Raw genomic sequence first — 24,157 nt, 5'->3', positions numbered from 1 at the left:
TGCGGCATTTTAGAGCTTTCAAGACACAGGGATCGTCATGAACAAACACCTCTACAGGATCGTTTTTAACAAAGCCCGTGGCCTGCTGATGGTAGTGGCCGAAAACGTGCTGGGCAGCAAAAAAGCCTCAGGCACCGGGATCGGTGTCGCCCCTGTCGTCTTGAATACTGTGCTGACACTGCGTCCCCTGCGGTTCTCATTGATGGCGGCGTTGGGCTTGATCACATTGGCCTCGCCGCTGGCCTGGGGCGATATTGTGGCTGACCGTGGCGCTGCGCCCGGCCAGCAACCGGTGATTATCAACGCCGCAAACGGTGTGCCCCAAGTCAACATTCAGGCCCCGAGTGCGGCAGGGGTGTCACGTAACACCTACAGCCAGTTCGACGTTAATGCCCAAGGCGCGATCCTTAACAATGCGCGCACCAATACCCAAACTCAGCTGGGTGGCTGGATTGAGGGCAATGCGCATTTGGCCGGCGGTACGGCGCGGGTGATCCTTAATGAGGTCAACAGCAGCAACCCCAGCCAATTGCGTGGTTACATCGAAGTCGCCGGTGACCGAGCCCAGGTGGTGATCGCCAACCCGTCGGGCATCGCCTGTGACGGCTGTGGTTTTATCAACGCTAACCGTGCCACCTTGACCAGCGGCAGTGCGCAGATGCAGGACGGCCAATTGCAAGGCTACCGCGTTGAAAGCGGCAAGGTGGTTATCTCCGGCAAGGGCCTGGACGCATCGCAGACCGACTTTACCGATGTCATCGCACGCTCGGTCGAGGTCAATGCCGGTATCTGGGCCAAGGACCTGCGGGTGACCAGTGGCGCCAACCAGGTCAATGCCGACAATACCCAGGCGACGGTCATCAACGGTTCCGGCGATAAGCCCCAGGTCGCCATTGACGTGGCGCAGCTGGGTGGCATGTATGCCGGCAAAATCAAGTTGGTGGGTACCGAAGCCGGCCTCGGCGTGCGCAATGCCGGGCAAATAGGTTCGAGTGCCGGCGATGTGGTCATCAGCGCCGACGGGCGCCTGGGCAACAGCGGGCAAATCAGCAGCAGTCAGAACCTGCAGGTGGACAGCCAGCTTGGCATCGATAACAGTGGTTCGCTGTACAGCAAGGGCGCCGCGACGCTGTCCAGTCGTGGCGATATCAACAACCAAGGGGTGGTGGCTGCGCAGCAGGACTTGACCCTGACCGCCCAAACCATCGACAACGCCAGCAAGTCGATATTGGGCGCAGGTGTGGCAACTGACGGCGCGGTCAGTGGCAATGGCGCACTGCGCGTCAGCGCCAGCCAGACGCTCAAGCACCAAGGCTCGGCGATTGCTGCCGGGGATCTGCAGTTGAGCGCCGAGAACCTTGACCTCAATGCGAGTAAGACCGCTGCGCAAAATGTCATGCTCACTGCCCGCACGGGCGGCGCTGACTTAAGCGGTGCAGCGTTGGACGCGACAGGGACGTTGAGCACAGCGGTGCGACAAACCCTGACCACCGACAGCGCCAAAATCAACACCGAAGGTGTGCAATTGGCCGCCGGCAGCCTGTCCAACCGCCAAGGTGAAATCGTCCAGGTCGGCAAGGGCGCCACGGTGATTGCTGTATCCGACAGCCTGGATAACACCGAAGGACGCATCGCCAGTAATGCGACCGACGTACGCCTTTCGGCGGCGCGCCTGTCCAATGCCAAGGGCAGGATCGAGCATGCCGGCACGGGCAGCCTGACCCTTCAGGGCCAGGCGCTGACAGGTGCCCAAGGCAGCCTGCAGAGCAATGGTCTACTGCAAGTCACCGTTGCCGACGCGGTACTGGACGGCGCCACCACCGTAGCCCGGCAGATTCAAATCGACGCCAACCAACTGTCCAATCGGCAGGGGAACATCCTGCAGACCGGCGCGGGCACGTTGCGCATCAACACCATGGGCCTGCTGGACAACACGGGCGCCACAGTGGCCAGTGACAGTGATATCAGCCTGACGGCTGATCGCTTGCTCAATCAAGGCGGCGCGGTTCAGGCGGCGGTGGCCGGCAACCTCAAGGTCACCGCGCATACGCTGTTGGACAACAGTGCAGGCACGCTGGCCGCAGCCAAGGGCGCACAGTTGAGTACCGGGCAGTTGCTCAACGCGCAAGGCAAGATCACTGCGGGCGACAGCCTCACGCTGTCCGGCGGGCAGGTGAACAATGACCACGGCACGCTGGCGGCCATCGGCGCACTCAGTGTCAGCGCCGACGCATTGCGTAACCGGCAGGGCACCGTGGGTTCGGTCGGCGGGCCGCTGGTGCTGACGGTGAGCCAGGGCGCGTTCGATAACATCGGCGGTGTGGTGCAGGCCCGGCAAGGCGTGACAATTACCAGCCTGGGCCTGAATAACGACGATGGGTTGATCAGTGGCGCGGCCTTGTTGCTCGACAGTGCCGGGCAAGGCCTGTCAAACCAGCGCGGCGCCATTATCGGCAGCGGCACCGTGGACCTGCGCAGTGGTGAGCTCAAGAACCAGGCCGGGCTTATCCAGGGTAGCGGTGCGATCACACTCGACACCCATGGGCAAACGTTGACCAATACTGACTCGGGCAGCGCCAATGGCATCCTCGGGCAGGCCGGTATCACGCTGCGCTCCGGCAACCTGAACAACAACGCCGGCTTTATCGGCAGTAAAGGCGACGTGGCGATCCATGCCGCGCAGGTCGATAACCTCGACGCCGGTGTACTCAGCAGTGAAAAGAGCCTGCTGCTAACCGCTGGCGGCCTGAGCAATCGCGGCGGCCAGCTGCAGAGCCTGGGGAACGCGCGGCTGGACATCGGCAGCGGTCACCTCGATAACGTCGGCGGCCTGCTGCGTGCCGGGGGCACCTTGACGGTCGATGCAGGACAGTTGGATAACCAGCAGACCCAAGGGAGCAACCAGGGCGTAGAGGGGCAGTCTTTAGCCCTGAACCTGGCGCAGTTGCTTAACCGCTCGGGTGCCATTCGTGCCGACCAGTTGCTGAGCGTCAACAGTACCGGGCAGTTGGACAACAGTGCGGGCCTGATCTCGTCGAGCAAGCAAGTGTCGATCAACGCAGACCAAGCGCTGCTCAACAGTGCCGGTACATTGATCGCCGGAGAACGGCTCGGCCTGACCAGCGCCAGCCTCAGTGGCGATGGCCGCGTGTTTAGCCTGGGCGACATCAGCCTCAACCTGGCTTCGGGGTTGGTCAATACCGGCAAACTGCAAGCCAACGGTAATCTAGAGGTGACCCTGCAAGGCACGCTCGACAACCAGGGTGGGGTTCAGGCCGGCAAGCAATTGCGGGTATTGAGCGGTGGGGTTGAAAACCGCGCCAACGGTGAGATCAGTGCCGCGCAATTGACCCTTGATGTGGGGGATACCCTGAATAACCGTGGCTTGATCGATGCCCAGATCACCCGAATCAATACCCAGGTGCTCAACAACCTTGGCAGCGGCCGTATTTATGGTGATCACGTATCCATTGCGGCGGGGCAACTGACCAATGATGTGGAAGATGCCCGAGCGGCCGTGATCGCCGCGCGCGAACGCCTGGACATTGGCGTCGGGACGCTGGTCAACCGTGAGCACGCCATGCTTTTCAGTGCCGGTGACTTGTTGATCGGCGGCGCGCTGGATGCCCAGGGCCAGGCCACCGGCCAGGCCGGGCTGGTGCATAACGCCAGCGCAAGTATCGAAGCACTCGGCGGGCTGAGCCTTAACAGTGCCGAGTTGCGCAATACCAACGAACACTTCAGCACCCAAGTGGTTGAGGTCAGCCGCGAAGGCGTCCAGGAGTTCCAGCACACCGGCTCTGCCAATCGCTATCGCCCGGATCAGATCTCACTCTACAACGACGAAGTCAGCCACTTGGTCAGCCCCGAGGGCGTGGCCGATAACTACAACCGCTACGACTACACTCGTACCACTACCCAGACCCAGATCCTCACCTCGGACCCGGGTGAAATCCTTTCCGGCGGCTCAATGCTGCTGACCGCCAATTCGGTGTTGAACGACAAGAGCCGGATCATCGCCGGCGGCACGTTGGTGGGCACTATCGGACAGCTCAACAACACCGAAGTCACCGGGCAGCAGACGGTGACGGACAGTGGCACGTTCAGCCATTTGTATCGCATCCATCGCAAGGGCCGTGACCGTCAGGGCCGTTCGACAGCCGCCTACAACCCGGCCGCCAGCGTCACGGATATTTTCCTGCGGCCAACCCAGTACCTGCAAAACACCGCCCATACCGGCAGTGGCCTGCAACTCGGCACTCGCCTGACCAGTAGCGTCGATCAGGCTGCAGGCGGTGCCAGTGCGGCCAAGGTCAATGTGGGCAATGGCCGAGCGCCTGGCGCGGTGCTGGAAGTGGCGGCGCTGCAAGCGACGGCGGCGGGAGGCGTAGGTGAGTCAATCCGTACCGGCGGGCTTAATGTGCAGGTGCCGGACAACAGCCTGTTCCACCTCAATCCCCAGGCCAACCCGAACTATCTGGTGGAGAGCGACCCGCGTTTCACCAGTTATCGTTCCTGGCTGTCTTCCAACTACATGCTGGATCGGCTGCAACTGGATCCGGGCCTGACCCTTACGCGGCTGGGCGATGGTTTCTATGAGCAAAAACTGATCCGCGAACAGATTGCCCAACTCACCGGCAGACGCTTCCTCGACGGCTACGCCAATGATGAGACCCAGTACCGCGCGTTGCTCGACAGTGCGCTGACCTACGCCGGCAAGTGGAAGCTGGTGCCGGGTGTGGCGCTCAGCCCTGAGCAAATGGCCCAGTTGACCAGCGACATCGTCTGGCTGGTGAAGAAGGACGTAACCCTTGCCGACGGCAGCGTGACGCAGGCGTTGGTGCCGCAGGTGTATGTGCGGGTGCGCGACGGCGACCTGGATGGCTCCGGTGCACTAATGGCGGGCAACGTGGTCGACCTCAAGCTACAAGGCGACCTGGTTAACCGCGGCACGATCGCCGGGCGCAGCGTGCTGGCGATTTCCGCCGACAACCTGCAGAACCTGGGCGGGCGCCTGACCGGTGGCGAGGTGGAGGTAAAAGCCCGCACCGACTTGAACAACCTCGGCGGGTTGATCGATGCCTCCACGCGCTTGAATACGGTTGCCGGTCGCGATATCAACATGGTGTCCACCACGCGCAACACCGAAAGTGCCCAGGGCACCGCCACGGGTATTTCGCGGGTTGCCGGGTTGTTTGTCTCCGATGCCAAGGGTGAACTGGTGGTGAACGCGGCGCGCGATATCAACCTGAGTGCGGCGCAGATCGTCAGTTCCGGCAAGGACGGCAAGACCACGGTGGTTGCTGGCCACGATATCAACCTGGGCACGGTGACCCAGAGCCGTGAACAAAGCGTGCAATGGAACGCCAGCAACTGGCGCAAGGACGCGAGCCGCACCGATGTCGGCAGTGTTATCCAGGGTGAGGGCGAGGTACGCCTGATCGCGGACAATGACCTCAATGCCCGAGGTGCCAAGGTCGTCAGCGAGCAGGGCGGGGTCACCGTTTCGACAGGCCGCGACGTCAATTTAAGCACCAGCCAGAGCTACAACTTTGTCGACGAGGCCCATAAGGTCACCGGCAGTAACAGCTTGTTCTCCAGCAAGACCACTTCAACCCGCGACACCGTGAGTGAAACCCGCGCCCAGGCCACCACCCTCAGTGGCGAGACCGCGTGGGTCAAGGCCGACAATGACTTGAATGTGCGCGGCAGTAACGTGGTCTCCACCAGTGGCACCACCCTGGTAGCCGGGCACGATGTGAATGTGGTGGCCGCCACCGACCAGCTCAGCGAACAGCACTTCAAGGAGGTCAAGCAAAGCGGGCTGTTCAGCGGTGGCGCCATCGCGGTGACCATCGGCAGCCAGCAGCGCAGCGACAAAAACCGTACCGCCAGTGAAACGGCGGCGGCCAGCACCATCGGCGCCACCGATGGCAACGTGAGTATCCTGGCCGGCAATGCCTACCGCCAGGTCGGCAGCCAAGTGACGGCGCCCAAGGGCGATGTGAACATTGCCGCGCGGTTGGTCGATATCCTTGAGGCCCGTGACCAGCAACACATCACCCAGGAGACCAAGTTCAAGCAAGGCGGCCTCACGATTACCGTAACCAACCCGGTGATCGAAGCCGTGCAGACCGCCCAGCGCATGAAAACCGCGTCCGACCGCACCGATGATGGCCGGCTCAAAACACTGGCGCTGGTCAACACCCTGATGGGGGCGGGCAACGGCTATATCCAGTATGACAAGGACCGGTCCATGGCCGGCGGCATTAATATCAGCATTTCGGCCGGCACCAGCAAGAAGGAAAGTAAAACCGAGCAGACCTCCAATTCGGCCGCCAGCTCGTCGGTGTTGGCCGGTGGTGATGTCAACATTACCGCGGCCGGCGCCGGCAAGAACAGTAACCTGACCGTACAAGGCAGCCAGATCACCGCCGGCCATGACGTTAACCTCAAGGCCGACGGCGCTATTGCCTTGCTGGCCGCGCAAAACACGGTGCAACAGCGCACGACCGAAAAGGGCAGCAACGCCAGCCTTGGGATTGGCATTGCCATCGGCGGCCAAACCACTGGCATCAGTTTTAACGCAGGGGCGTCCCAAAACCGCGGCAAGGCCGATGGCGATGATGTGGTCTGGAGCAATACCCATGTGGACGCCGGTAATAAGGTCTCGCTCGATTCCGGTGGCGATACCCGACTCAAGGGCGCAGTGGTGAGTGGCAAGCAAGTCACGGCCGATGTGGGCGGTGATTTCAGTGTCGAAAGCCTGCAGGACACCAGTACCTACAAGGCCAAACAGACTAGCCTGGGCGTGGGCGTGAGTATTTGCGTGCCGCCATTCTGCATCGGCTCATCGAGCTTCACGTTGAGTCAGAACAAAGGCATTCAGAAATCCAACTTTGAAAGTGTCACTGAGCAGAGCGGCATTCGGGCCGGGGACGGTGGTTTTGATATCCGGGTCAAGGGCAACACCCACTTGGTGGGCGGCGTGATCGCCAGCAACGACAAGGCGATTGCCGATGGCAAGAACAGCTTGAGTACCGGCTCATTGACCACCGCTGACCTGCACAACAGCGCCAAGGCCAGCGCCGACAGCAGTGGGCTCACCCTCAGCAGCGACTTTGTCGGCCAGGGCATGTACGGCGCCAGCAAGGCCTTGTTCAGCAACTACCTGGATGCAGGGAAGGCTTCGGACTCTTCCGAGGGCAACACGCTGAGCGTGGTGAGTGCCGGCAATATCCTCATTACCGATGCCTACCGCCAGCAGCAATTGACCGGCCGTGATGCCAGTCAAACCGTGGCCAGCCTTAACCGTGACACCGCCCACTCCCATGTTGGCGCCGAGCGTCAGGACCTGGACAAACTGCAGCGTACCGCCGAGGCGGAGCAGTCGATCAAGAATGAGGCCTATCGCCAAGGGGTGCAGTTTACCGATAAGGCGTATCGCACCATGTTCAAAACGCCGCCACAGATGTTGGCGCTGGAGCTGGATGAACAGGGCAATGTGAAGGAAGGCGCGGACCAAAAGCCGTTGTTCCGTGTAGTGGGTGATGCAGAAAGGCAACATCTGCAGGCGGATGAAAACAACGTAGTCAACGTAGCCCTCAATGGCATTTTCAACGACGACAAAGCCGCGGCTAAATACGCGGCTCAGCATCGCGACCCTGGCGCGACCGGGCCACAGTATTTCATGTGGTTTCCCAAGGCGGACAATACCCTGTCGGAGCTGTTGATTGCCGGGTATCAGAAGGCGATGGATAACGACTTTTTCGGCTTGACCAACTACACCGCGGCCTCGCGCCAGTTGCAGCTCGACTATGGCGCCACTGGCTTGCACCTGACTGAACACAGTCGCGGCACTATGACCGGTGGCAACTCCCGACAATCCATTTACAACATGCCTGATGCTGCCGGGTTACTCAGCAAGACTACGGTGTATAACTTCGGTGGCGCGTTCAATGTTTACACCGCCGATGAACAGTTGGCCTTTTTGCAAAACCGTTCGGCCGTCACCGACCCAGTCGAACAGGCGAAGATGGTTCTTAAATACGAAGTTCATAACAACGACCCGGTGGGCAGGTGGTTCTTCATGGGCAATAACCCGGGTACTGGCGGCGTAATACCTGAGGGCAGCAGCTTGCTCAAGGAGTTGGGCAATGTCTTCACCGGTGATACGACCATGCACAGCTGTTATGGCAGTGGTGCGCAAGCCTGCGCAAGATATTGGCCGCAAGGCAAGCCGGTGCTGGTGCCTGTCAGCCCGAGAAAATAAGGAGATTGATCATGTGGCTTAAACCTATGGCATTGGCGCTGCTGCTTGCTACCCTCGTCACCGCCTGTTTCAGCGAGCCCTTTCAGCCCCCGGCGGCTGATGCGGACTTATGGGAGAAACCCGGCGCGAGCAGCAAGGATGTCTTGACCTCCATGTTGGCTTGCGGTGAGAAGAATGGCTCCGGCATCGATCCCAATGCCAGCTTCCAGGAGCGGGCGCAGCGCTTTGTGTGTATGAAGCGCTCGGGCTACACCCGGCGTGATGGTTTTGACGTCTGTGCGTTGCGCACCCAAGAACCGTTGAAGGCCTGTGAGTCGGCGCAATGAAACCACAAAAAAACCGCCCTCTTTTTGAGGGTTCGTCACTCAACACGATAGGGACATCACCTGTGAAATATGCAATCTGCGCCACCTTGCTGCTGTTACTGAGCGGCTGTCTGACCATGTCGGGTGAGTACACCGTGACGGCTCAGGACGCCTCCGGCGCCCCGTTAACCAAGCTCGGCACGTTCACCGCCGAGGGCCATAACATTTACCCCATACGCAATGCGTTCTGCCTCAATGCGCCGGGGGCGACGGTCATCATTCGCGATGCCCGGACCGGCGAGGAACTGAGCAGCGAAAGCCCTTATCACTGCCGTTAAGCCTCAAAAAAGGACTTCCATGAGAGCGTTTCTGATAGCCGGCCTGGCCGTGGCCGTGAGTGGCTGCGGCAACATTTCCAATATCCGTGCTTACAACACGCCCTATGTTGAACCCACAGCAGGGGATACCGCACGCTTGCGCGTGATCACCAATGGCGTGGCGCGCGGTGTGCCGGGCCGTGACTGCATCGACTGGCGTGTGCCTGGCGCCGGGGTGATGGCCGTGTCCGAATCCGGCTTTGCGGGTCAGAATAATGGCCGCAGCCTGGGCATGCCCGAGAGCAACCGCCGGGTGGAGGCGCAAGGCTCGGCGCGTAGCGAACTGAAGGTGCCGGCGAACAAGCCTTTTGCCATGAACTTCCAGAGTGAGGGCTATGTTTCTGGCGGCAATTCCTATAGCTGCAGGCAGAGCTTTCACTTCACCCCCAAGGCCGGGCAAGATTACGAACTGATCCTGCTGGACGGTGGCCAGTGCCTGGTCGCGTTGCAGCGCTTAAACCCAGCTGGAAAACCTGAAAACGAGCCTGTTGAGAAGGCAGGGCTGTGTAGAGCATTGGATGCCTTTTAGCTTAGCGTATTCAGAGTTCCAGCTATAGGTGGCTATCCGGACATTGCGGATAGTTCAAACCTAAACGTGAGCCGAATCAATGCGCATCGGGGCGTGGCCTTTAGCCGACTTGACATACCAGGCGTATCCAAGAGGCAGAGAAGTGAGCCAGCTTGCACTTGCGGAGGAGGCAAGCTGGGCGAAACCAGAACCGAGTTGGTCGTCCGCTTTTGAGGTAGACATCCAGACAAAGGCCAATCGTTTTCTGGCGCTGTCACGAGATGGAGATAGATGGCATCATCGACCACAATTTTTCTGACATGTCCGCTTATGGCCGAATTCAATCGGTCGTCACAGGCAGAAAACGGCCAAAAGTGGCCGCTCATTACGTAGGAAATTCGGGCGATTCAGCAGATGACGTGTTGAGCTAATCAAACGTTACGACAAAACAATGTAGTCATTGCGCTGAATGATGCCGTCGTGTGGTCCCTCAACCAAATGAACGTATCGTCCTTCTATCGCATCAATCGGCAAACAGTCGTCCACATCCAGCACACCATCAGTATGGGCCTGGACCCAGTGCTTTAAAATCTCGCGTTTACCGAGGCTCATCGCCTCCCGCTTATCTTTCGCAACTATCAGAGAATAGTGATGCGCTTCGCCAAAGGATTTAACTTCATACCCGCCTAAATTGATAAAGTACAAACGCATTGATCCAGGGCGGGGAGCTAATTCACTTAGTTCTAACTTCCAGCCTGCAACTCCATCAACTGCCATCCATGCATCAATATGAAGGCCTACAGGAGATCCAAACCAACTCTGTCTAAGCTGAGGATATGCATCCTCTAAGCTATCAGCTAATACGAAGGCTATATCATGGACTTCAATTTTCGCTCTAGGATGTTTTCCGCCTAACATTACAATAAAAAGCATTATTCGCCCTGCTATAAATTAAAAATGGAACAGCTCAAATAATTGCGGGCCATATTATCATGCTTTAAACGCCATTAACATCGCACCGACAATTGCACGCAAGTCAAAAAATCAAATCAATAACCTAATAAAATTCATATAAACACACCTCCTACAACGCCATGCGTAAATGGTGATGAAGGATCAAAGAATGTAATTATACAGGTGTCAGTCAGGCCTCTATAGGCATCGAGTAGGCGTTCGGGGTTAACATTTTCGGGGGCTTCACCGCCTCCCGAACGCGTGCGCAAAGACCTGTGGTCGATTCAGAAAGTAGTAAAGTCCGGAGACGAGGACTCACAGGACCAGCCCTCCTGGTAAATATTCACACCCTAACTGAAGGTGCTGCAGCCCTTCGTGAAGGGCAGGTTAGCGTCGTTTGCCGCCAGTCAGGCGTAAACTCAACAGCGTTATCGGTGATGGGTTGGAACATCTAAGCCCGTAGCCCCCAAAACACAGGCAGTACAGCACCACGATTCATCCGTGGACTCGCTCAATGATCCGCATCGATTCCATCTGGATCGCCACCGAGCCGATGGACATGCGTGCCGGTACCGAGACCGCGTTGGCTAGAGTTATCGCGGTGTTCGGTGCGACGATTGAACCAAGACAAGTTTCACTGGCCAGGTATCCGGCACGGATCGGACGTCGAACTCGACAAGGAACAACTTCAGGCCTTGATACTGGGCTTGCCTTGGCAGCGGATAGCCGCGGGCGGCTCGATCACAGTGCTTTAGCTGCCATTACCCAGAACGCTCAAGAATGACGAATAAGGATCTTAAACTTCAAAGAGCCGACGCACCTGCACGGAATCGGCGTTACCGCTTTGTTCAAGAGGAAGAAAGTAACGTAGTTGCCATTGCTGTGTCCTAACGGCCTCTTTGGCGACTGGTTTGACCCAAGGTGGATAAACGCGGATAGCGCGCTTACCACCTTTACCGTTAGTCGCCATGATGCCCTTTGATGCCAGTATTTTCTGGTCGAAAACAAACTGTCCGCGATGCGTTGCATCGAACACACTCACCACAACAAAGGCTACGCCATCATCGATATCGAGAGGTGCAATGATGCTGCCTGACGTCGGGCGCTTCCATATTGTGACGAACTGTCCAATCTTCGTCGGCGTTGTTTTAGCCACACGGAAGACAATGGTGTGTCCGTCGAGGCCAAAGCGGGAGGCACCATACTCGGCACTCTCAGCCTCGCGTATAGCCAGATCCGTCAATTGCATTCCCGCCGGCGTGTACACATCCTGGATAGCCGCTATCAGATCGTTTGGAATATAGCCGAGGCCAGGGTCTGCCGCGCCCGCATATTTTGTGCCTTGTTCAGTTAAATCGAATTTCAAAGGGAACAACTCCTAAACCACTCATTGGCCACACGATCCAATCCAGAACATATGCTACGCCCTTCGACATACCGAACGGACTGCGGGCGATTACATCGTGTGATTACGCAAGGTGGGATAGCCAGCCGCTTACGCTTTGGATAGGTCCTTCGTGACAGGAAGCTTCTGGCCGAACGCGGCCATACGACAAGTGCCCCGAATCGTGGGCAATTTGGTAGTTCGTGTTCGGCCGGCAGGTACCCCCCGGAAAGTCTAAGAAGTCACTAGATGAGGGGTCACATAGACCCACGCGGCATATGTGAAGAAACACATGCCAGTGCAGAAGCAAACAAATCCAATCAGGCTTGCCCCCCACATCAAACATCTCGCTTCACGCTGCGTCCCGCCCTGACTACTGCCAGCCCCCCTTGCCATTTTCATAACACTTGACCTTCCCCTCATGGCAAGCCGGATAAGACCTCCAGTGTTGGTTTGTCCTGAAAATTACAAGGAGGTACACGATGTACGGCAAGCGCATAACCCTGGTCGCCGTGGCGATAGCTGTCGTGTTCACGCTGGGTGGCTGTAAAGAGAGCGCGCCCGCGGCCGATGCCGCCAAGCCGCCTGGCGTGCCGGTGGCCGAGGTGGTTGCGCAGCCGGTGATTCCGTTTGTTGAATACACCGGCTCCTTGACCGCGATTGAGCAGGTTGAGTTGCGCCCGCGTGTCAGTGGTTATCTGCAAAGTGTCAGCGTGCCTGAAGGGCAATCCGTGGCCAAGGGCAGCCTTTTGTTTATGATCGACCCACGGGAGTTCCAGGCGGCGCTGAACGCTGCCAAGGGCCGTTTGCGTGAGGCTGAGGCCAATGCATTGCTGGCCCAGGCCGAGCATGGTCGGGCTGAGCAACTGTTCGCTAAAAAGGTGGTGGCGCGGGATCGTCTCGACAGCGCCATCGCCTCGTTGAATGCCGGCAGGGCTCAGGTCGACGCCGCCAAGGCCGCGCTGGATGCCGCACAACTGGACTTGAGCTACACCCGCGTCACTGCGCCCATCAGCGGGCGTGTCGACCGTGCCCTTGTCACCGAGGGCAACTACGTCACCCGTGGGGTGACGCCGCTGACGACGATCGTTTCCATCGACCCGCTGCATGTGTATTTCGATGTCGACGAGCGCACCTATCTGCGCTCGCTTGCCGCGACTCGGGAGGTTGCTGCGTCGAAAGGGGAAAAGGCCGCCAGGGTCATGGTGGCGATGCTTAACGATGCAAGCTATGCACGCGCCGGGCGGGTGGACTTCCTGGCCAATGCGGCCGACCGCAAGACCGGCACAGTGCGTGCGCGTGCCGTGGTCGACAACCCGGATGGGCGCCTGACGCCGGGGCTGTTCGCCAAGGTCAAGCTGGACATCGGCGCGCCGCAACCCCGGGTGTTGGTGGCCGACCACTCGATTGGCACTGACCAGGGCCGCCGCTATGTGCTGGTGGTCGGCGCAGACGACAAGACCGAATACCGTCCCGTCGAACTGGGGCCGATGGCCAACGGCTTGCGCGTGATTGAGCAGGGCCTGCAACCGGGTGAACGCATTGTCGTCAAGGGGCTGGTGCGCCCCGGCATGCAGGTGACGCCATTGGCCGCCAGGATTGATGGGGCGCCGTTGGATGCGCCGTTGGTGTTGGGGGGCGTGCAATGAGCTTCCCACGCTTTTTCATTGACCGGCCGATCTTCGCCATCGTGCTGTCGGTGTTAATGATGATCGCCGGCATCGTGGCCTTCTTTCATTTGCCTCTCAGCGAATACCCCGCCGTGACGCCGCCCACGGTGCAAGTGACGGCTTCTTATCCGGGCGCCAACCCCCAGGTGATCGCCGAGACGGTGGCGGCGCCCCTTGAGCAGGTGATCACGGGCGTCGAGGGCATGCTGTATATGACGTCGCAATCGGCGACCGATGGCCGCATGATCCTCACCGCGACCTTCGCCCAGGGCACCAACGCGGACATGGCGCAGATCCAGGTGCAAAACCGCGTCTCGCGGGCCCTGCCGCGTTTGCCCGAAGAGGTGCAGCGCCTGGGCGTGGTTACGCAGAAGACCTCCCCGGACATCCTCATGGTGGTCCACCTGCTGTCGCCCGACCAACGTTATGACCCGCTCTACATCTCCAACTATGCCTACCTCCAGGTGCGCGACGAGCTGTCGCGGATTCCGGGGATCAACGACGTGCTGGTGTGGGGGGCGGGCGAGTACAGCATGCGTCTGTGGCTCGACCCGGACCTGATCGCCGCCCGTGGCTTGACCGCAGGCGATGTAATTACCGCAGTGCGTGAGCAAAACGTGCAAGTGGCGGCCGGCTCGGTCGGCCAGGCGCCTGACTCCAGCGCGGCGTTCCAGGTCACGGTCAATACCCTCGGGCGCCTGACGGACGAGGAGCAGTTTGGCGACATCATCATTCGCACCGGTGATAACGGCCAGGTGACGCGTCTGCGCGATGTGGCCCGTGTCGAAATGGGCGCCGATGCCTACGCGCTGCGCAGCCTGTTGGACGGCGAGCCGGCCGTTGCCCTGCAGATCATCCAGAGCCCGGGCGCCAACGCGCTGGATGTGGCGCAAGCGGTGCGCGATACCATGCAGCGTCTGGAGGCCAATTTCCCCGAGGGCATGGTGTCGCGGATTGCCTATGACCCGACAGTGTTTGTGCGTGCATCGCTGGAGTCAGTGGCCATCACCCTGATGGAAGCGATCCTGCTGGTGGTCCTCGTGGTGGTGGTGTTCCTGCGTAACTGGCGTGCGTCGCTGATCCCGTTGATGGCCGTGCCGGTGTCGATCATCGGCACCTTTGCGGTCATGCATCTGATGGGCTTCTCCCTCAATACCTTGTCGTTGTTCGGCCTGGTCCTGTCCATCGGGATTGTGGTCGACGATGCAATCGTGGTGGTCGAGAACGTCGAGCGGCATATCGAGAACGGCGAGGAGCCGACGCAGGCTGCGCGGCGAGCGATGGGCGAGGTCACCGGGCCGATTATTGCGATCACCTCGGTACTCGCTGCGGTGTTCATCCCCACCGCCTTCCTCAGTGGCCTGCAAGGTGAGTTCTATCGGCAGTTCGCGCTGACCATCGCGATTTCCACGATCCTGTCGGCGGTCAACTCCTTGACCCTCAGCCCGGCACTCGCCGGCCTGTTGCTGCGCCCGCGCGACGCTGCGGTGGTGCATGACCCGCGCAGCCTGCGCGGTCGCGCCGCGCATCTGGTGCAAGTGCTGAGCCGGCCGTTCCAGCGGGCACCGCAGGCGTATGGCAACACGGTGCGCAAGGTCGCGGGTCGTCGCGGCGCGGCGCTGTTGGTGTATGGCGGCTTGCTGGCGCTGACCTGGTTTGGTTTCAACGCTGTACCGGCGGGCTTCGTGCCGATGCAAGACAAGTACTACCTGGTCGGTATCGCCCAGTTGCCCAATGCGGCCTCCCTGGATCGTACCGATGCGGTGGTGCGGCAGATGTCGAAAATCGCCCTGGATGAGCCGGGCGTCGAAAGCGTGGTGGCGTTCCCTGGGCTGTCGGTCAACGGCTTCGTTAACGTACCGAATGCTGCCGTAATGTTCGTTATGCTCGATCCGTTCAAGGAGCGTACTTCTCCCGACATGGCTGCGGTCGCCATCGCCGGGCGCCTGCAAGCCAAGTTCGCGAGCATTCCCGACGGTTTCCTCGGTGTATTCCCACCGCCGCCAGTGCCCGGTCTTGGAGTGACCGGAGGCTTCAAGCTGCAGGTTGAGGACCGGGGTGGGGTCGGGCTCCAGGCTCTGGTGCAGCAGACCCAGGTGCTGATGACAAAAGCCACCGAGTCGGGCCAGGTCGCCGGGTTGATGACCAGCCTGGACGTCAACGCGCCCCAACTGAATGTCGATATCGACCGCACCCAGGTCAAGAGCCAGGGGGTGCGACTGGCGGATGTGTTCGAGTCTTTGCAGGTCTACCTCGGTTCGCTGTACGTCAACGACTTCAACCGGTTCGGCCGCACCTACAAGGTGACTGCCCAGGCCGATGCGGACCACCGTATGCAGGCCGAAGCCATCGGCCGCCTGCAGGTGCGCAACGCGGCCGGGGACATGCTGCCGTTGTCGGCGTTTGTCACCGTCACACCGAGTTCCGGGCCCGATCGGGTGATTCATTACAACGGCTATCCTTCGGCCGATATCTCCGGCGGAGCGATGCCCGGGGTCAGTTCCGGGCAGGCCGTCGCACTCATGGAGCGCCTGGCACAGGAGGTACTGCCCGAGGGCGTGACCTATGAATGGACGGACTTGACCTACCAGCAAAAGCTCGCTGGGTCATCGGCGCTGTTCATTTTCCCGCTGTGTGTGTTGCTGGCCTATCTGATCCTGGCCGCGCAATACAACAGTTGGTTGTTGCCCCTGGCGGTCTTGCTGATTGTGCCCATGTGTCTGCTCAGCGCGATCATCGGCGTTTGGTTGGTGGACGGCGATAACAACGTGTTTGTACAGATCGGGCTGGTGGTACTGGTCGGCCTGGCTGCGAAAAACGCCATCCTGATTGTCGAGTTCGCTCGCAGCCTTGAAGCCGAAGGCGCCAACCCGCTGGAAGCGGTTATCCATGCGTGCCAGCTGCGCTTGCGACCGATTCTGATGACCTCGCTGGCGTTCATCGCCGGTGTGGTGCCGCTGGTATTTGCCAGCGGTGCCGGGGCCGAGATGCGCCATGCCATGGGGGTTGCGGTGTTTGCCGGGATGTTGGGGGTGACCCTGTTCGGTCTGTTCCTGACGCCGGTGTTCTACGTGGTGATGCGCAGCCTTGCGCTGCGCAAGGTTTCGAGTCCGAAGCTGCAGTTGGAGGAGCGCGTGTCATGAAATTGGCCTATCAAGCGTTTCTGGTGTCGTCGCTCCTGCTGGCTGGCTGCACCGCAGTCGGGCCCGATTACTCCGCGCCGGTGTTGCCCGCCGCGCAACGGCCAGCAAGCTTCGGCGCGCCCATTGCCGGTCTTGGTACGGGCGATGTCGAGGTGCAGTGGTGGCGTGTGTTCGATGAGCCGGCCCTCAGCCAATTGATCCAGCAGGCGCTGGCGGCCAACCACGATATCGGCATCGCGGCCGCGCGGCTCGACGAAGCCAAGGCGATGTTGCGCGAGAGCCGCCAGGGCTTCTTGCCCAGCGGCGGTACCGCGTTAGGGTATGAGCACCGACAGCGCAGCGAAGTCGAGACCCCCCTCGGCCAGCAGCGCTCCCTTGAAACCACGCGCGCGGCGCTGGATGCCGCCTGGGAAATCGACTTGTTCGGCCGCGTCCGGCGCTCGGTGGAGGCGGCGCAGGCTCAGGCGGGATCGCGCCAGGCGTTGCTGCGCAGTGTGCAGGCGAGCGTCGCCGCTACCGTCGCGGCAACCTGGTTCGAGCTGCAAGGGGTCGAAGCCGAGCAGGCGGTGGTGGCGGACATCAGTCAAAGCCAGCGCGACAGCCTGGGCCTGGTGGAGCACTTGGTCAGCGTAGGCGCCGCCACCGAATTCGATCGGCTGCGTGCCGAGGCCTTGCTGCGCAATGTCGAGGCGGTAGCGCCTGGCCTGGAGCGACGTCGGGCAACCACCACCAACGCGTTGGCGGTATTACTGGGGCAGGCGCCACAAGGGTTCAAGCCACCGCAGGCCCGGCCCGGCCGTGAGACCTTGAACCTGCGCACCCTGCAGGTGGGCGACCCGGCCGGCTTGCTGGCCCGGCGCGCCGATATCGCCGCAGCCGAACGGGTGCTGGCAGCCGAGACCGCGCAGATCGGCGTGGCAACAGCCGGTTTGTATCCGGATATCCAGGTGCAGGGCTCCATCGGTCTGCTGGCCGGAAGCCTCGGCGCCTTGGGCGACTCGGGCATGCAGTCGAACTTTATCGCACCGGTCATTCGCTGGTCGCTGCTGGACACTGGGCGCGTACGCGCGCGGATCGCCGCCAGCGAGGCGCGCACCCAGGCGGCATTGATCAGCTACGACCAGACCGTATTGCGCGCCCTGCAAGAAACCGATGACGCGTTCCAGGCCAACAGTGCCGCAGGCAGCACCCTGGGCTTGCGGCTGCTGGAAGCGGCGGCCAATCGTGAGGCGGCGAGGTTGGCCCGCACGCGCTTCACGGAAGGTGAGGGGGTGTATCTGGACGTCCTGGAGGCCGAGCGCGCGGACTTCAGCAGCCGCCGCGCACTGACCGTGGCGCGCACCGAGCAGCGCTTGGCGGTGGTCGGTATCTACAAGGCATTGGGCGGTGGCTGGCAGATCTGCGAGCAGGCGGGGCAGGTGTGCAGCGGTGCTGCGGCACTGCGTTAGACACCGTTGTTGTACGCAAGCGCGCTGCTTGCGGTGTTCGGCGAAGAACGGCCTGGCGGCAGATTTACTGTCGCAAGCCACCATTTATCGAATGAGGAGTCACCCAGATGGATACCAAGCAGGTTCTAACCGTTGGCCTGGCAGTGCTAGGCGCGGCGACAATGCCGTCGATGGCAGCCCAGGAAAGCATCAAAGGCACGTTCGCGCTGCCCGGCGAGAGCGAAAAGGCTGTTGGCGCGCTGATCGTCAAAGAAACCGGCCCACTGACACGTGAGTTGTCGATTGCCTTTACCGACAAGGCCACCGGGCAACCGATCGTGCAGTTTGACGAAGAACTGACCCAGCGCCTTCATGTGCTGGCGACCGACAGCCATTTCACCAGCTTTATCCATGAGCACGCGGCCAAGCTGGGCGCTGATGGTCGCTTCAAGGTCGCGATGAAGTTTCCCCGGCCGGGCACCTATTACGTCTATGCCGATGCCGTGCCGAGCGGGCTTGGCCAGCAGGTGGTGCGCTTCGAGGTGCCAGTACAAGGCGGCAGCGATGCGGTGGCCCAGGCGCCGGCCAAGCCGGAGCAAGGTAGCGATGGCCCGTACACGGTCAAGTTGGACACGTCGGCCTTGCGTGCCGGCAGCGAAAGCATGATGTCGCTGACCGTGCTCAAGGATGGCAAGCCGGCCCAGGACCTGGACACCTACCTGGGTGTGGCGGCCCATGCGGTTTTCGTCAGTACCGATGAGCTGGACTATGTGCATGCGCACGCCATGGCGGCGCAGGCCGCCCACGGTGACCATGGCGACCCAGGCGCAGTCTCGGCGCAGTTGATGCTGCATGCCAAGCCCGCGCATGCGGGGCCTTATGCCTTGTGGATTCAATTCAAGGGAGGCGACAAAATTCGTACCGTGCCTTTCCTCGTGACAGTTCCCGCCGCGTCCTGAAGCCTCCCCCCGGCATCCTCGCCTCGCCGTTGGTCAGCCATCGGCGGGGCGAACAGCCCTGGTTACGGGCTGTTTCAACTCAATGAAAAGAATTTTCCTACAGGTGTTGACCTTGCCACTGGAGGAACCTTTAGGATTTTTTTCGAGTACGTAAACATCATAAAAATAAGGATCAAAGGGGTTATCAATGGATACTGCTGCCCTGCAACAACGCCCGGACGCCCATCAGTGCACCATCGCTTCGGCGCTGATGGCTGATGCTTTAAAGCCCGGCGCGCCATACACCCAGGTCACCAGCGCGCTGGAAGCGCTGCTCGCGCTGACCCGGCAAGGCCTGTCGGGAGACGCCGGCGCCTACGCCCACTACCAGTCAGCACTGCTGCAACTGCACATTCCCGGCGAGCCGCGCACCGAGCCGACCCGTCGCTGGATGGCCAGTGAGGTTTACCGCGTTGAAGATGAATTCGCCGCCGACCTGCCGAGTTTCACCGCACTGCCGGCGGATGAGTTCCGCAAGCAGGTCGATGCTGAAATCGCCGCACGCAGCCGGGTCAATCATCCCATGTCGGTGCACCTGTTCCAGGGCACGCCGCCGGTGCAAGACGTGCGCTTCTTCCTGGAACACCACTGGACCCGCTCTTACAACTTCTACAGCCTGCTGGCCGAACTGGCCTTTCGCTTCGAAGCCATTGAGGACGCGTCGGTGTTCTACCGCAACCTTTACGGCGAAGCGGGCGCGGAGACACCGGAGCGTTCCCACCCGGCGATGCTGGCCCACCTCATGGAGTATTTCGATATTCCGCTGGCGATTGACTTCCCGGCACTGCACCCCCTGGAAAAGGCCTACCTGAACAATCGCATTCGTTGTGTGCGGCACACCGATGTGGCGTGGGGCCTGGCGTTGCTGTACGCCGTCGAGTCGGTCAGTTGCGTCAACCATCGGCGCATCTACGAGTTGTTGCAGCGCCTTGAGGTGCCAGAGGGGCCCAGTGAGTTCCACCGCCTGCATGGCACCCAGGATGAGATCGACACCGAGGAAATGTGGGCACTGATCGCCAAGTTCGCCAGTGATGAAGGCTTCCAGCGCATGTTCATGCGGGCGCTCAAGCGTCACTTCGAAATCAACAAGGCCTACTTCGACAGCCTGTGGCAGCAGATGCAGGAACAACGCCTGCCCGCCTGATCCTCCCAGCGACCCTAGAACAAAAAAATGGAGCACATGATGAGCCCACGTAATTTTTCGCTGCCGCAATTACAGAGCATTCACACCGCTGAAGCCCGCCTGCTGGCTGAGGCGCTCAAACCTGACACGACATTCAACCGTATCGAAATTGCCGCCAATATGCTGCGCGCCTTGTGCGAATCGGGCCACCGGGGCGATGCCGCGAACGCGGCGCAGTGTCAGCAATTGTTGTACATCCTGTCGCTGAGCGATGACGTCGCCACTGCCTCGACCCGGCGCTGGCTGGCCAATGCGATCTATGGCGTGCAAGAGCGTTTCATGCCGTCTGCGGACCTGGCATCGCCCTTGTCCGAAGCTGGCTTCCAACAGCGCCTGGAAGAGGAAATCGCCGCGCAGTCGCGGGAAAACCATCCGATGTCGCAGTACATATTTGAAGGCAAGGCCTCCCGTGAGCAACTGCAGGTGTTCCTGCATCACCAGTGGTTCCGCACCTTCCGCCTGTACCGCGACGCAGCGGACCTGCTGGTCAACCTCACCGACGTGGATGAGGCAGCCGCGCTTGGCCGTTACCTCTACGGCGAGCTGGGCGAAGAGGACGAGCAGCGCTCCCACCCACGGCTGTTGGCCAAGCTCCTCGGCGCCGTGGGCCTGCCTGCCGATTTCGACGCCATCTCGACCATGCCCGAAGAGATCGCCTACCTGAACAACCGGGCCCGGTGCTTTCGCAACCCGGATGTCGGCTGGGGCCTGGCGGTGTTCTACATCACCGAACTGGTGGTTCCCGGCAACCACGGCAAGTTGTACAACGCCTTGCGCAACGCTGGCCTGAGCCAGGACGACGCGGAGTACTACGAAGTGCATATCAGCCTTGTCCCGCCGCGGGCCAAGCGTGAATGGGCGCTGATCTCACGGCGTATTCCGGACCTCGCGTTCCAGAATTCATTCCTGACGTCCCTGGCCCAGCACTTCCGGCTGGAGAGGGCTTATTACGACGCTGTCTGGGAAGAAGTGCAGCGCGTGAAGTAGCCCTCCCTGGACAACGCGAGTAACCCGACATGCCGAGTCATATATCAGAATCCCGTATCCACGGGGGCGCTTACTCGTCCCCGGAATTTGCCGCGATCTTCTCTGATGCCAATCAGGTGCAGAAGTGGCTCGATGTTGAAACAGCGCTGGCGGCGACCCAGGCGCAGATGGGCATCATCCCCCATGAAGCTGCGCGGGAAATCGCCCGGGTGGCCAGTGTGGAGCTGCTCGACCTCGACGCACTGGGGCGCGAGAGCATGGAAACCGGGCACATCCTGGTGCCGACCATTCGCGCACTGGAGGCCTTGTGCGCCGATGGGTTGGGTGAATACGTGCATTACGGCGTGACCACCCAGGACATCCTCGACACCGGGCTCATCTTGCAGGTTCGCGATGCCTGGGGCCTGGTCTTGCAGCGTTTGCGGGGGATTCGTGGGCATTTGCTCACGCTCGCCCTGCAGCATAAGCACACGCCGATGGTCGCCAGGACCCACGGGCAGCAAGCGCTGCCCACCACGTTTGGCTACAAGGTCGCGGTGTGGGTCGATGAAATTGATCGACACCTTGAGCGCTTTGATGAGGCGTATGCCCGGGTAATGGTGGGCAACCTGACCGGCGCCGTGGGCACCTTGGCGGCCTTGGGCACACAGGGCCTGGAGGTACAGCGCCGGACCCTGGAAAGCCTTGGCCTGGCGGCACCGTTGAGCAGTTGGCACAGCGCCCGCGACCGGGTCCTGGAGGCGGCCTGGCTGCTGGTCCAGGCCTCGGCGACCTTGGGCCGGGTCGCCAATGAGATCTACCACCTGCAACGCACCGAGATAGATGAAGTGCGTGAAGGCCGCCGGGCAGGGCAGGTGGGGAGCAGCACCATGCCCCACAAGCAAAACCCGTCGACGGTGGATCTGATCAGCGCGCTTTCGCGGCTGGTACGCGCACAAATGCTCGCGCTGACCGATGCGGCGTTCCAGTTGCACGAGCGTGACGGCACCACCTGGCGCATCGAATGGGCGGCCTTGCCGGAGCTGTTCATCTACGCCGGTGCCTTGCTTGCACGGATGGAGGGTGTGCTGCTGGCCGGGTTGGACGTGCGCGAAGCGCGCATGCGCAGCAACCTGGATTTGCTGGACGGGCTGATCCTGTCGGAGCGGGTCATGCTCGCGCTGGCGCCTCGCCTGGGCAAGCAGACGGCCCATCAGTTGGTCCACGAAATAGCTCTGCAAGCCCAAGGCGCGGGTGTTTCTTTTCGCGAAGCCCTGCTCAACGATCAGCGTTTGCACGGCTGTTTCACCCGCCAAGCGCTCGACGACCTGCTTGACCCGACCACCTACACGGGGCTTGCGGCACAGATGGTCGAATTGGTGGCGAACAAAGCGATACCCCGGTCTTCAAGCGATGGCCTTGAAGCGGTGATGGCAACCCCAGGAAATGTCGGTCAGTCCCAGTACGCGATGGAGGGTATGTGATGGATTCGCAAACGTTGGAAAAGGTAGCCCGTGCATCTTGCACCGCTCGTTCGGAACACCTCGGCCTGGGTCATGACGGCGAGCAGTGCCGGCACGAACACAGCCACATCCTCGACTCGAAAACCCACGGTTCAGGCTATGCCGGCCCGCAGAGCCGCAAGATCTTCTGCAGTCACTGCCGCCTGCAGCGCTGGCTGGATGTGGAAGCTGCGCTGGCCATGGCCCAGGCCGATGTCAATATCATCCCGCTCGAGGCCGCCCTGGAGATCGAAAAAGCCGCCTTGCTGTCGGGCATCAATGTGCGCCAGTTGGCCGAAGGCGTGGCTGCCACCGGTCATTCGCTGATGCCCTTGCTGAGCGCCCTGCAAAAAAACTGCAGCCCGAGTGCCCGTGAATTCGTGCACTACGGCGCCACCACCCAGGACATACAGGACACCGCCCAGTCCATGGAAATGCGCGACGTCCTCGACGCGATGGACCTGGCCCTGGAGACCTTGCTGGGCAAACTGTCGACGCTGGCCGATGCGCACCGTGATTCGCTGATGGTCGCCAGGACCCATTCGATCCCAGCCTTGCCAACCACCTTTGGGCTGAAGGTCGCCGGCTGGATTGATGAACTGCTGCGCCACCGCCAGCGCCTGGCTGAGGCCCGCCAGCGAGTGCTGGTGGTGCAGCTGTTTGGCGGGGTCGGCACGATGGCGGCGTTCGGTCCGGACGCGATGCCCATGCTGGAGCGTTTTGCGCAGCGCTTGTCGCTGCAAGTACCCCTGACCGGATGGCACGTATCCCGTGACCGTGTCGCAGAGTTCGTCAGTACCTTGGCCATGGTCACGGCATCGCTGGCCCGTGTGGCCGACGAAATCCGCACGCTCAATCGCTGGGAAATCGGCGAGGTGGAAGTGGGCTGGAGCGATCAGCAGATCGGCAGCAGCACCATGCCCCACAAGCGCAACCCCGAGGGCTGCGAGCAGGTCGTGGTCCTGGCGCGGTTAGCCAAGGCCCAGGTCGTGCTCGCGCTGGACGCGATGATCCTCGAGCACGAGCGCGATTACCGTGGCACGCGCCTGGAGTGGTGTGCGGTGGCGGACGTTTCGCACTATGCGCTGATGGCGCTCTCGATTCTGACCGAGACCATCGACGGGCTGACCGTTAACGTCAAGAAGATGGAATGCACCGCCCAGGGCTATGGCGATGCGATCTGCACCGAAGCCGTGGTGTTCGAAATGGCACGCAAGCTCGGCAAGAGCAGCGCCTACCAAATCATCTTCGAAGTGTCCCAGGCGAGCCAGCGCGATCACGTGTCGATCCGCACGGCGATCGAGGCCGATACCCGGGTGGTCGCTGTCATGGATGCAGGCGTCCTGGCGCGGCTGTTCGAGCCCAGAAGCCATCTGGGCATGTCCGAACGCATTGTCGATAACGTGCTGTCCAAACTGACGGACCGCTGACCCTTGCTCAATGAGCAGGCTTGCAAACTTATCAAGGA

15 protein-coding genes are annotated in these 24,157 nt (G+C 61.0%); 13 read left to right on the top strand and 2 right to left on the bottom strand.

Annotated elements, in window-relative coordinates; all coding sequences use genetic code 11:
* The first annotated feature begins 37 nt into the window (after positions 1-37).
* The 4 genes from PSH73_RS16620 (at position 38) to PSH73_RS16605 (ending at position 9,483) form a co-directional block, all read left to right on the top strand.
* A complete protein-coding gene (locus PSH73_RS16620) occupies positions 38-8,272 on the top strand; it encodes a hemagglutinin repeat-containing protein (protein ID WP_305460950.1) in 8,235 nt (2,744 codons plus the stop codon).
* 11 nt (positions 8,273-8,283) lie between these two features.
* On the top strand, positions 8,284-8,598 hold the full coding sequence (locus tag PSH73_RS16615) for a hypothetical protein (protein ID WP_046068324.1): 315 nt from the start codon (positions 8,284-8,286) through the stop codon (positions 8,596-8,598).
* Positions 8,599-8,660: 62 nt separating this feature from the next.
* Positions 8,661-8,915 carry a hypothetical protein gene (locus PSH73_RS16610; protein ID WP_015371087.1) on the top strand — a complete coding sequence of 85 codons (255 nt, stop codon included), beginning with the start codon at positions 8,661-8,663 and terminating at the stop codon, positions 8,913-8,915.
* A 19-nt stretch (positions 8,916-8,934) separates the two neighbouring features.
* A complete protein-coding gene (locus PSH73_RS16605; protein WP_057960145.1) occupies positions 8,935-9,483 on the top strand; it encodes a hypothetical protein in 549 nt (182 codons plus the stop codon).
* Between the two features lie 417 nt (positions 9,484-9,900).
* Here PSH73_RS16605 and PSH73_RS16600 read toward each other — a convergent pair whose 3' ends face one another.
* Entirely contained in the window at positions 9,901-10,395 is a 495-nt protein-coding gene (locus PSH73_RS16600; protein ID WP_057441699.1) for a DUF1543 domain-containing protein, read from the bottom strand.
* Between the two features lie 584 nt (positions 10,396-10,979).
* Between PSH73_RS16600 and tnpB the strand changes: the two genes are divergently transcribed.
* Positions 10,980-11,171: an IS66 family insertion sequence element accessory protein TnpB gene (gene tnpB, locus PSH73_RS16595; RefSeq protein WP_367615869.1), complete on the top strand. Its 192-nt coding sequence runs from the start codon at positions 10,980-10,982 to the stop codon at positions 11,169-11,171.
* Positions 11,172-11,212: 41 nt separating this feature from the next.
* Here the strand turns inward: tnpB and PSH73_RS16590 are convergent, their stop codons facing one another.
* Complete coding sequence (locus PSH73_RS16590) at positions 11,213-11,782, bottom strand: MepB family protein (RefSeq protein ID WP_305417702.1); 570 nt, start codon at positions 11,780-11,782, stop codon at positions 11,213-11,215.
* A gap of 500 nt (positions 11,783-12,282) precedes the next feature.
* Here PSH73_RS16590 and PSH73_RS16585 point away from each other — a divergent pair, with 500 nt between their 5' ends.
* The 8 genes from PSH73_RS16585 to PSH73_RS16550 all read left to right on the top strand — a co-directional run bounded on the left by PSH73_RS16585 (position 12,283) and on the right by PSH73_RS16550 (position 24,119).
* Positions 12,283-13,449, top strand: coding sequence for an efflux RND transporter periplasmic adaptor subunit (locus PSH73_RS16585; protein ID WP_120733589.1), 1,167 nt, complete (start codon positions 12,283-12,285; stop codon positions 13,447-13,449).
* Complete coding sequence (locus PSH73_RS16580) at positions 13,446-16,613, top strand: efflux RND transporter permease subunit (protein WP_169990031.1); 3,168 nt, start codon at positions 13,446-13,448, stop codon at positions 16,611-16,613. The genes PSH73_RS16585 and PSH73_RS16580 overlap by 4 nt, the downstream gene beginning before the upstream one ends.
* Entirely contained in the window at positions 16,610-18,061 is a 1,452-nt protein-coding gene (locus PSH73_RS16575; RefSeq protein ID WP_128593349.1) for an efflux transporter outer membrane subunit, read from the top strand. The genes PSH73_RS16580 and PSH73_RS16575 overlap by 4 nt, the downstream gene beginning before the upstream one ends.
* Positions 18,062-18,168: 107 nt before the next feature.
* Positions 18,169-18,999, top strand: coding sequence for a hypothetical protein (locus PSH73_RS16570; RefSeq protein ID WP_057960139.1), 831 nt, complete (start codon positions 18,169-18,171; stop codon positions 18,997-18,999).
* Positions 19,000-19,186: 187 nt separating this feature from the next.
* Positions 19,187-20,182 (top strand): HOASN domain-containing protein, encoded by a 996-nt coding sequence (locus PSH73_RS16565; protein ID WP_120733586.1) that lies wholly within the window; start codon positions 19,187-19,189, stop codon positions 20,180-20,182.
* 39 nt (positions 20,183-20,221) lie between these two features.
* Positions 20,222-21,208: an HOASN domain-containing protein gene (locus PSH73_RS16560; RefSeq protein WP_057441693.1), complete on the top strand. Its 987-nt coding sequence runs from the start codon at positions 20,222-20,224 to the stop codon at positions 21,206-21,208.
* A gap of 29 nt (positions 21,209-21,237) precedes the next feature.
* On the top strand, positions 21,238-22,671 hold the full coding sequence (gene purB, locus PSH73_RS16555; protein WP_057441691.1) for an adenylosuccinate lyase: 1,434 nt from the start codon (positions 21,238-21,240) through the stop codon (positions 22,669-22,671).
* On the top strand, positions 22,671-24,119 hold the full coding sequence (locus tag PSH73_RS16550; RefSeq protein ID WP_115128610.1) for an adenylosuccinate lyase family protein: 1,449 nt from the start codon (positions 22,671-22,673) through the stop codon (positions 24,117-24,119). The genes purB and PSH73_RS16550 overlap by 1 nt, the downstream gene beginning before the upstream one ends.
* Positions 24,120-24,157 lie beyond the last annotated feature (38 nt).

Source organism: Pseudomonas sp. FP2294 (assembly GCF_030687625.1).
Lineage (GTDB): Bacteria > Pseudomonadota > Gammaproteobacteria > Pseudomonadales > Pseudomonadaceae > Aquipseudomonas > Aquipseudomonas shahriarae.
The sequence above is the reverse complement of the archived record's forward strand: the minus strand, read 5'-3'. Positions and strand labels throughout refer to the sequence as shown.

Coding starts and splice junctions, on each gene's coding strand:
- PSH73_RS16565 (WP_120733586.1), top strand. CDS start 19,187: ATGGATACTGCTGCCCTGCAACAACGCCCGGACGCCCATCAGTGCACC.
- PSH73_RS16580 (WP_169990031.1), top strand. CDS start 13,446: ATGAGCTTCCCACGCTTTTTCATTGACCGGCCGATCTTCGCCATCGTG.
- PSH73_RS16600 (WP_057441699.1), bottom strand. CDS start 10,395: ATGCTTTTTATTGTAATGTTAGGCGGAAAACATCCTAGAGCGAAAATT.
- PSH73_RS16605 (WP_057960145.1), top strand. CDS start 8,935: ATGAGAGCGTTTCTGATAGCCGGCCTGGCCGTGGCCGTGAGTGGCTGC.
- purB (WP_057441691.1), top strand. CDS start 21,238: ATGCCGAGTCATATATCAGAATCCCGTATCCACGGGGGCGCTTACTCG.
- PSH73_RS16575 (WP_128593349.1), top strand. CDS start 16,610: ATGAAATTGGCCTATCAAGCGTTTCTGGTGTCGTCGCTCCTGCTGGCT.
- PSH73_RS16570 (WP_057960139.1), top strand. CDS start 18,169: ATGGATACCAAGCAGGTTCTAACCGTTGGCCTGGCAGTGCTAGGCGCG.
- PSH73_RS16585 (WP_120733589.1), top strand. CDS start 12,283: ATGTACGGCAAGCGCATAACCCTGGTCGCCGTGGCGATAGCTGTCGTG.
- PSH73_RS16560 (WP_057441693.1), top strand. CDS start 20,222: ATGAGCCCACGTAATTTTTCGCTGCCGCAATTACAGAGCATTCACACC.
- PSH73_RS16550 (WP_115128610.1), top strand. CDS start 22,671: ATGGATTCGCAAACGTTGGAAAAGGTAGCCCGTGCATCTTGCACCGCT.
- PSH73_RS16615 (WP_046068324.1), top strand. CDS start 8,284: ATGTGGCTTAAACCTATGGCATTGGCGCTGCTGCTTGCTACCCTCGTC.
- PSH73_RS16620 (WP_305460950.1), top strand. CDS start 38: ATGAACAAACACCTCTACAGGATCGTTTTTAACAAAGCCCGTGGCCTG.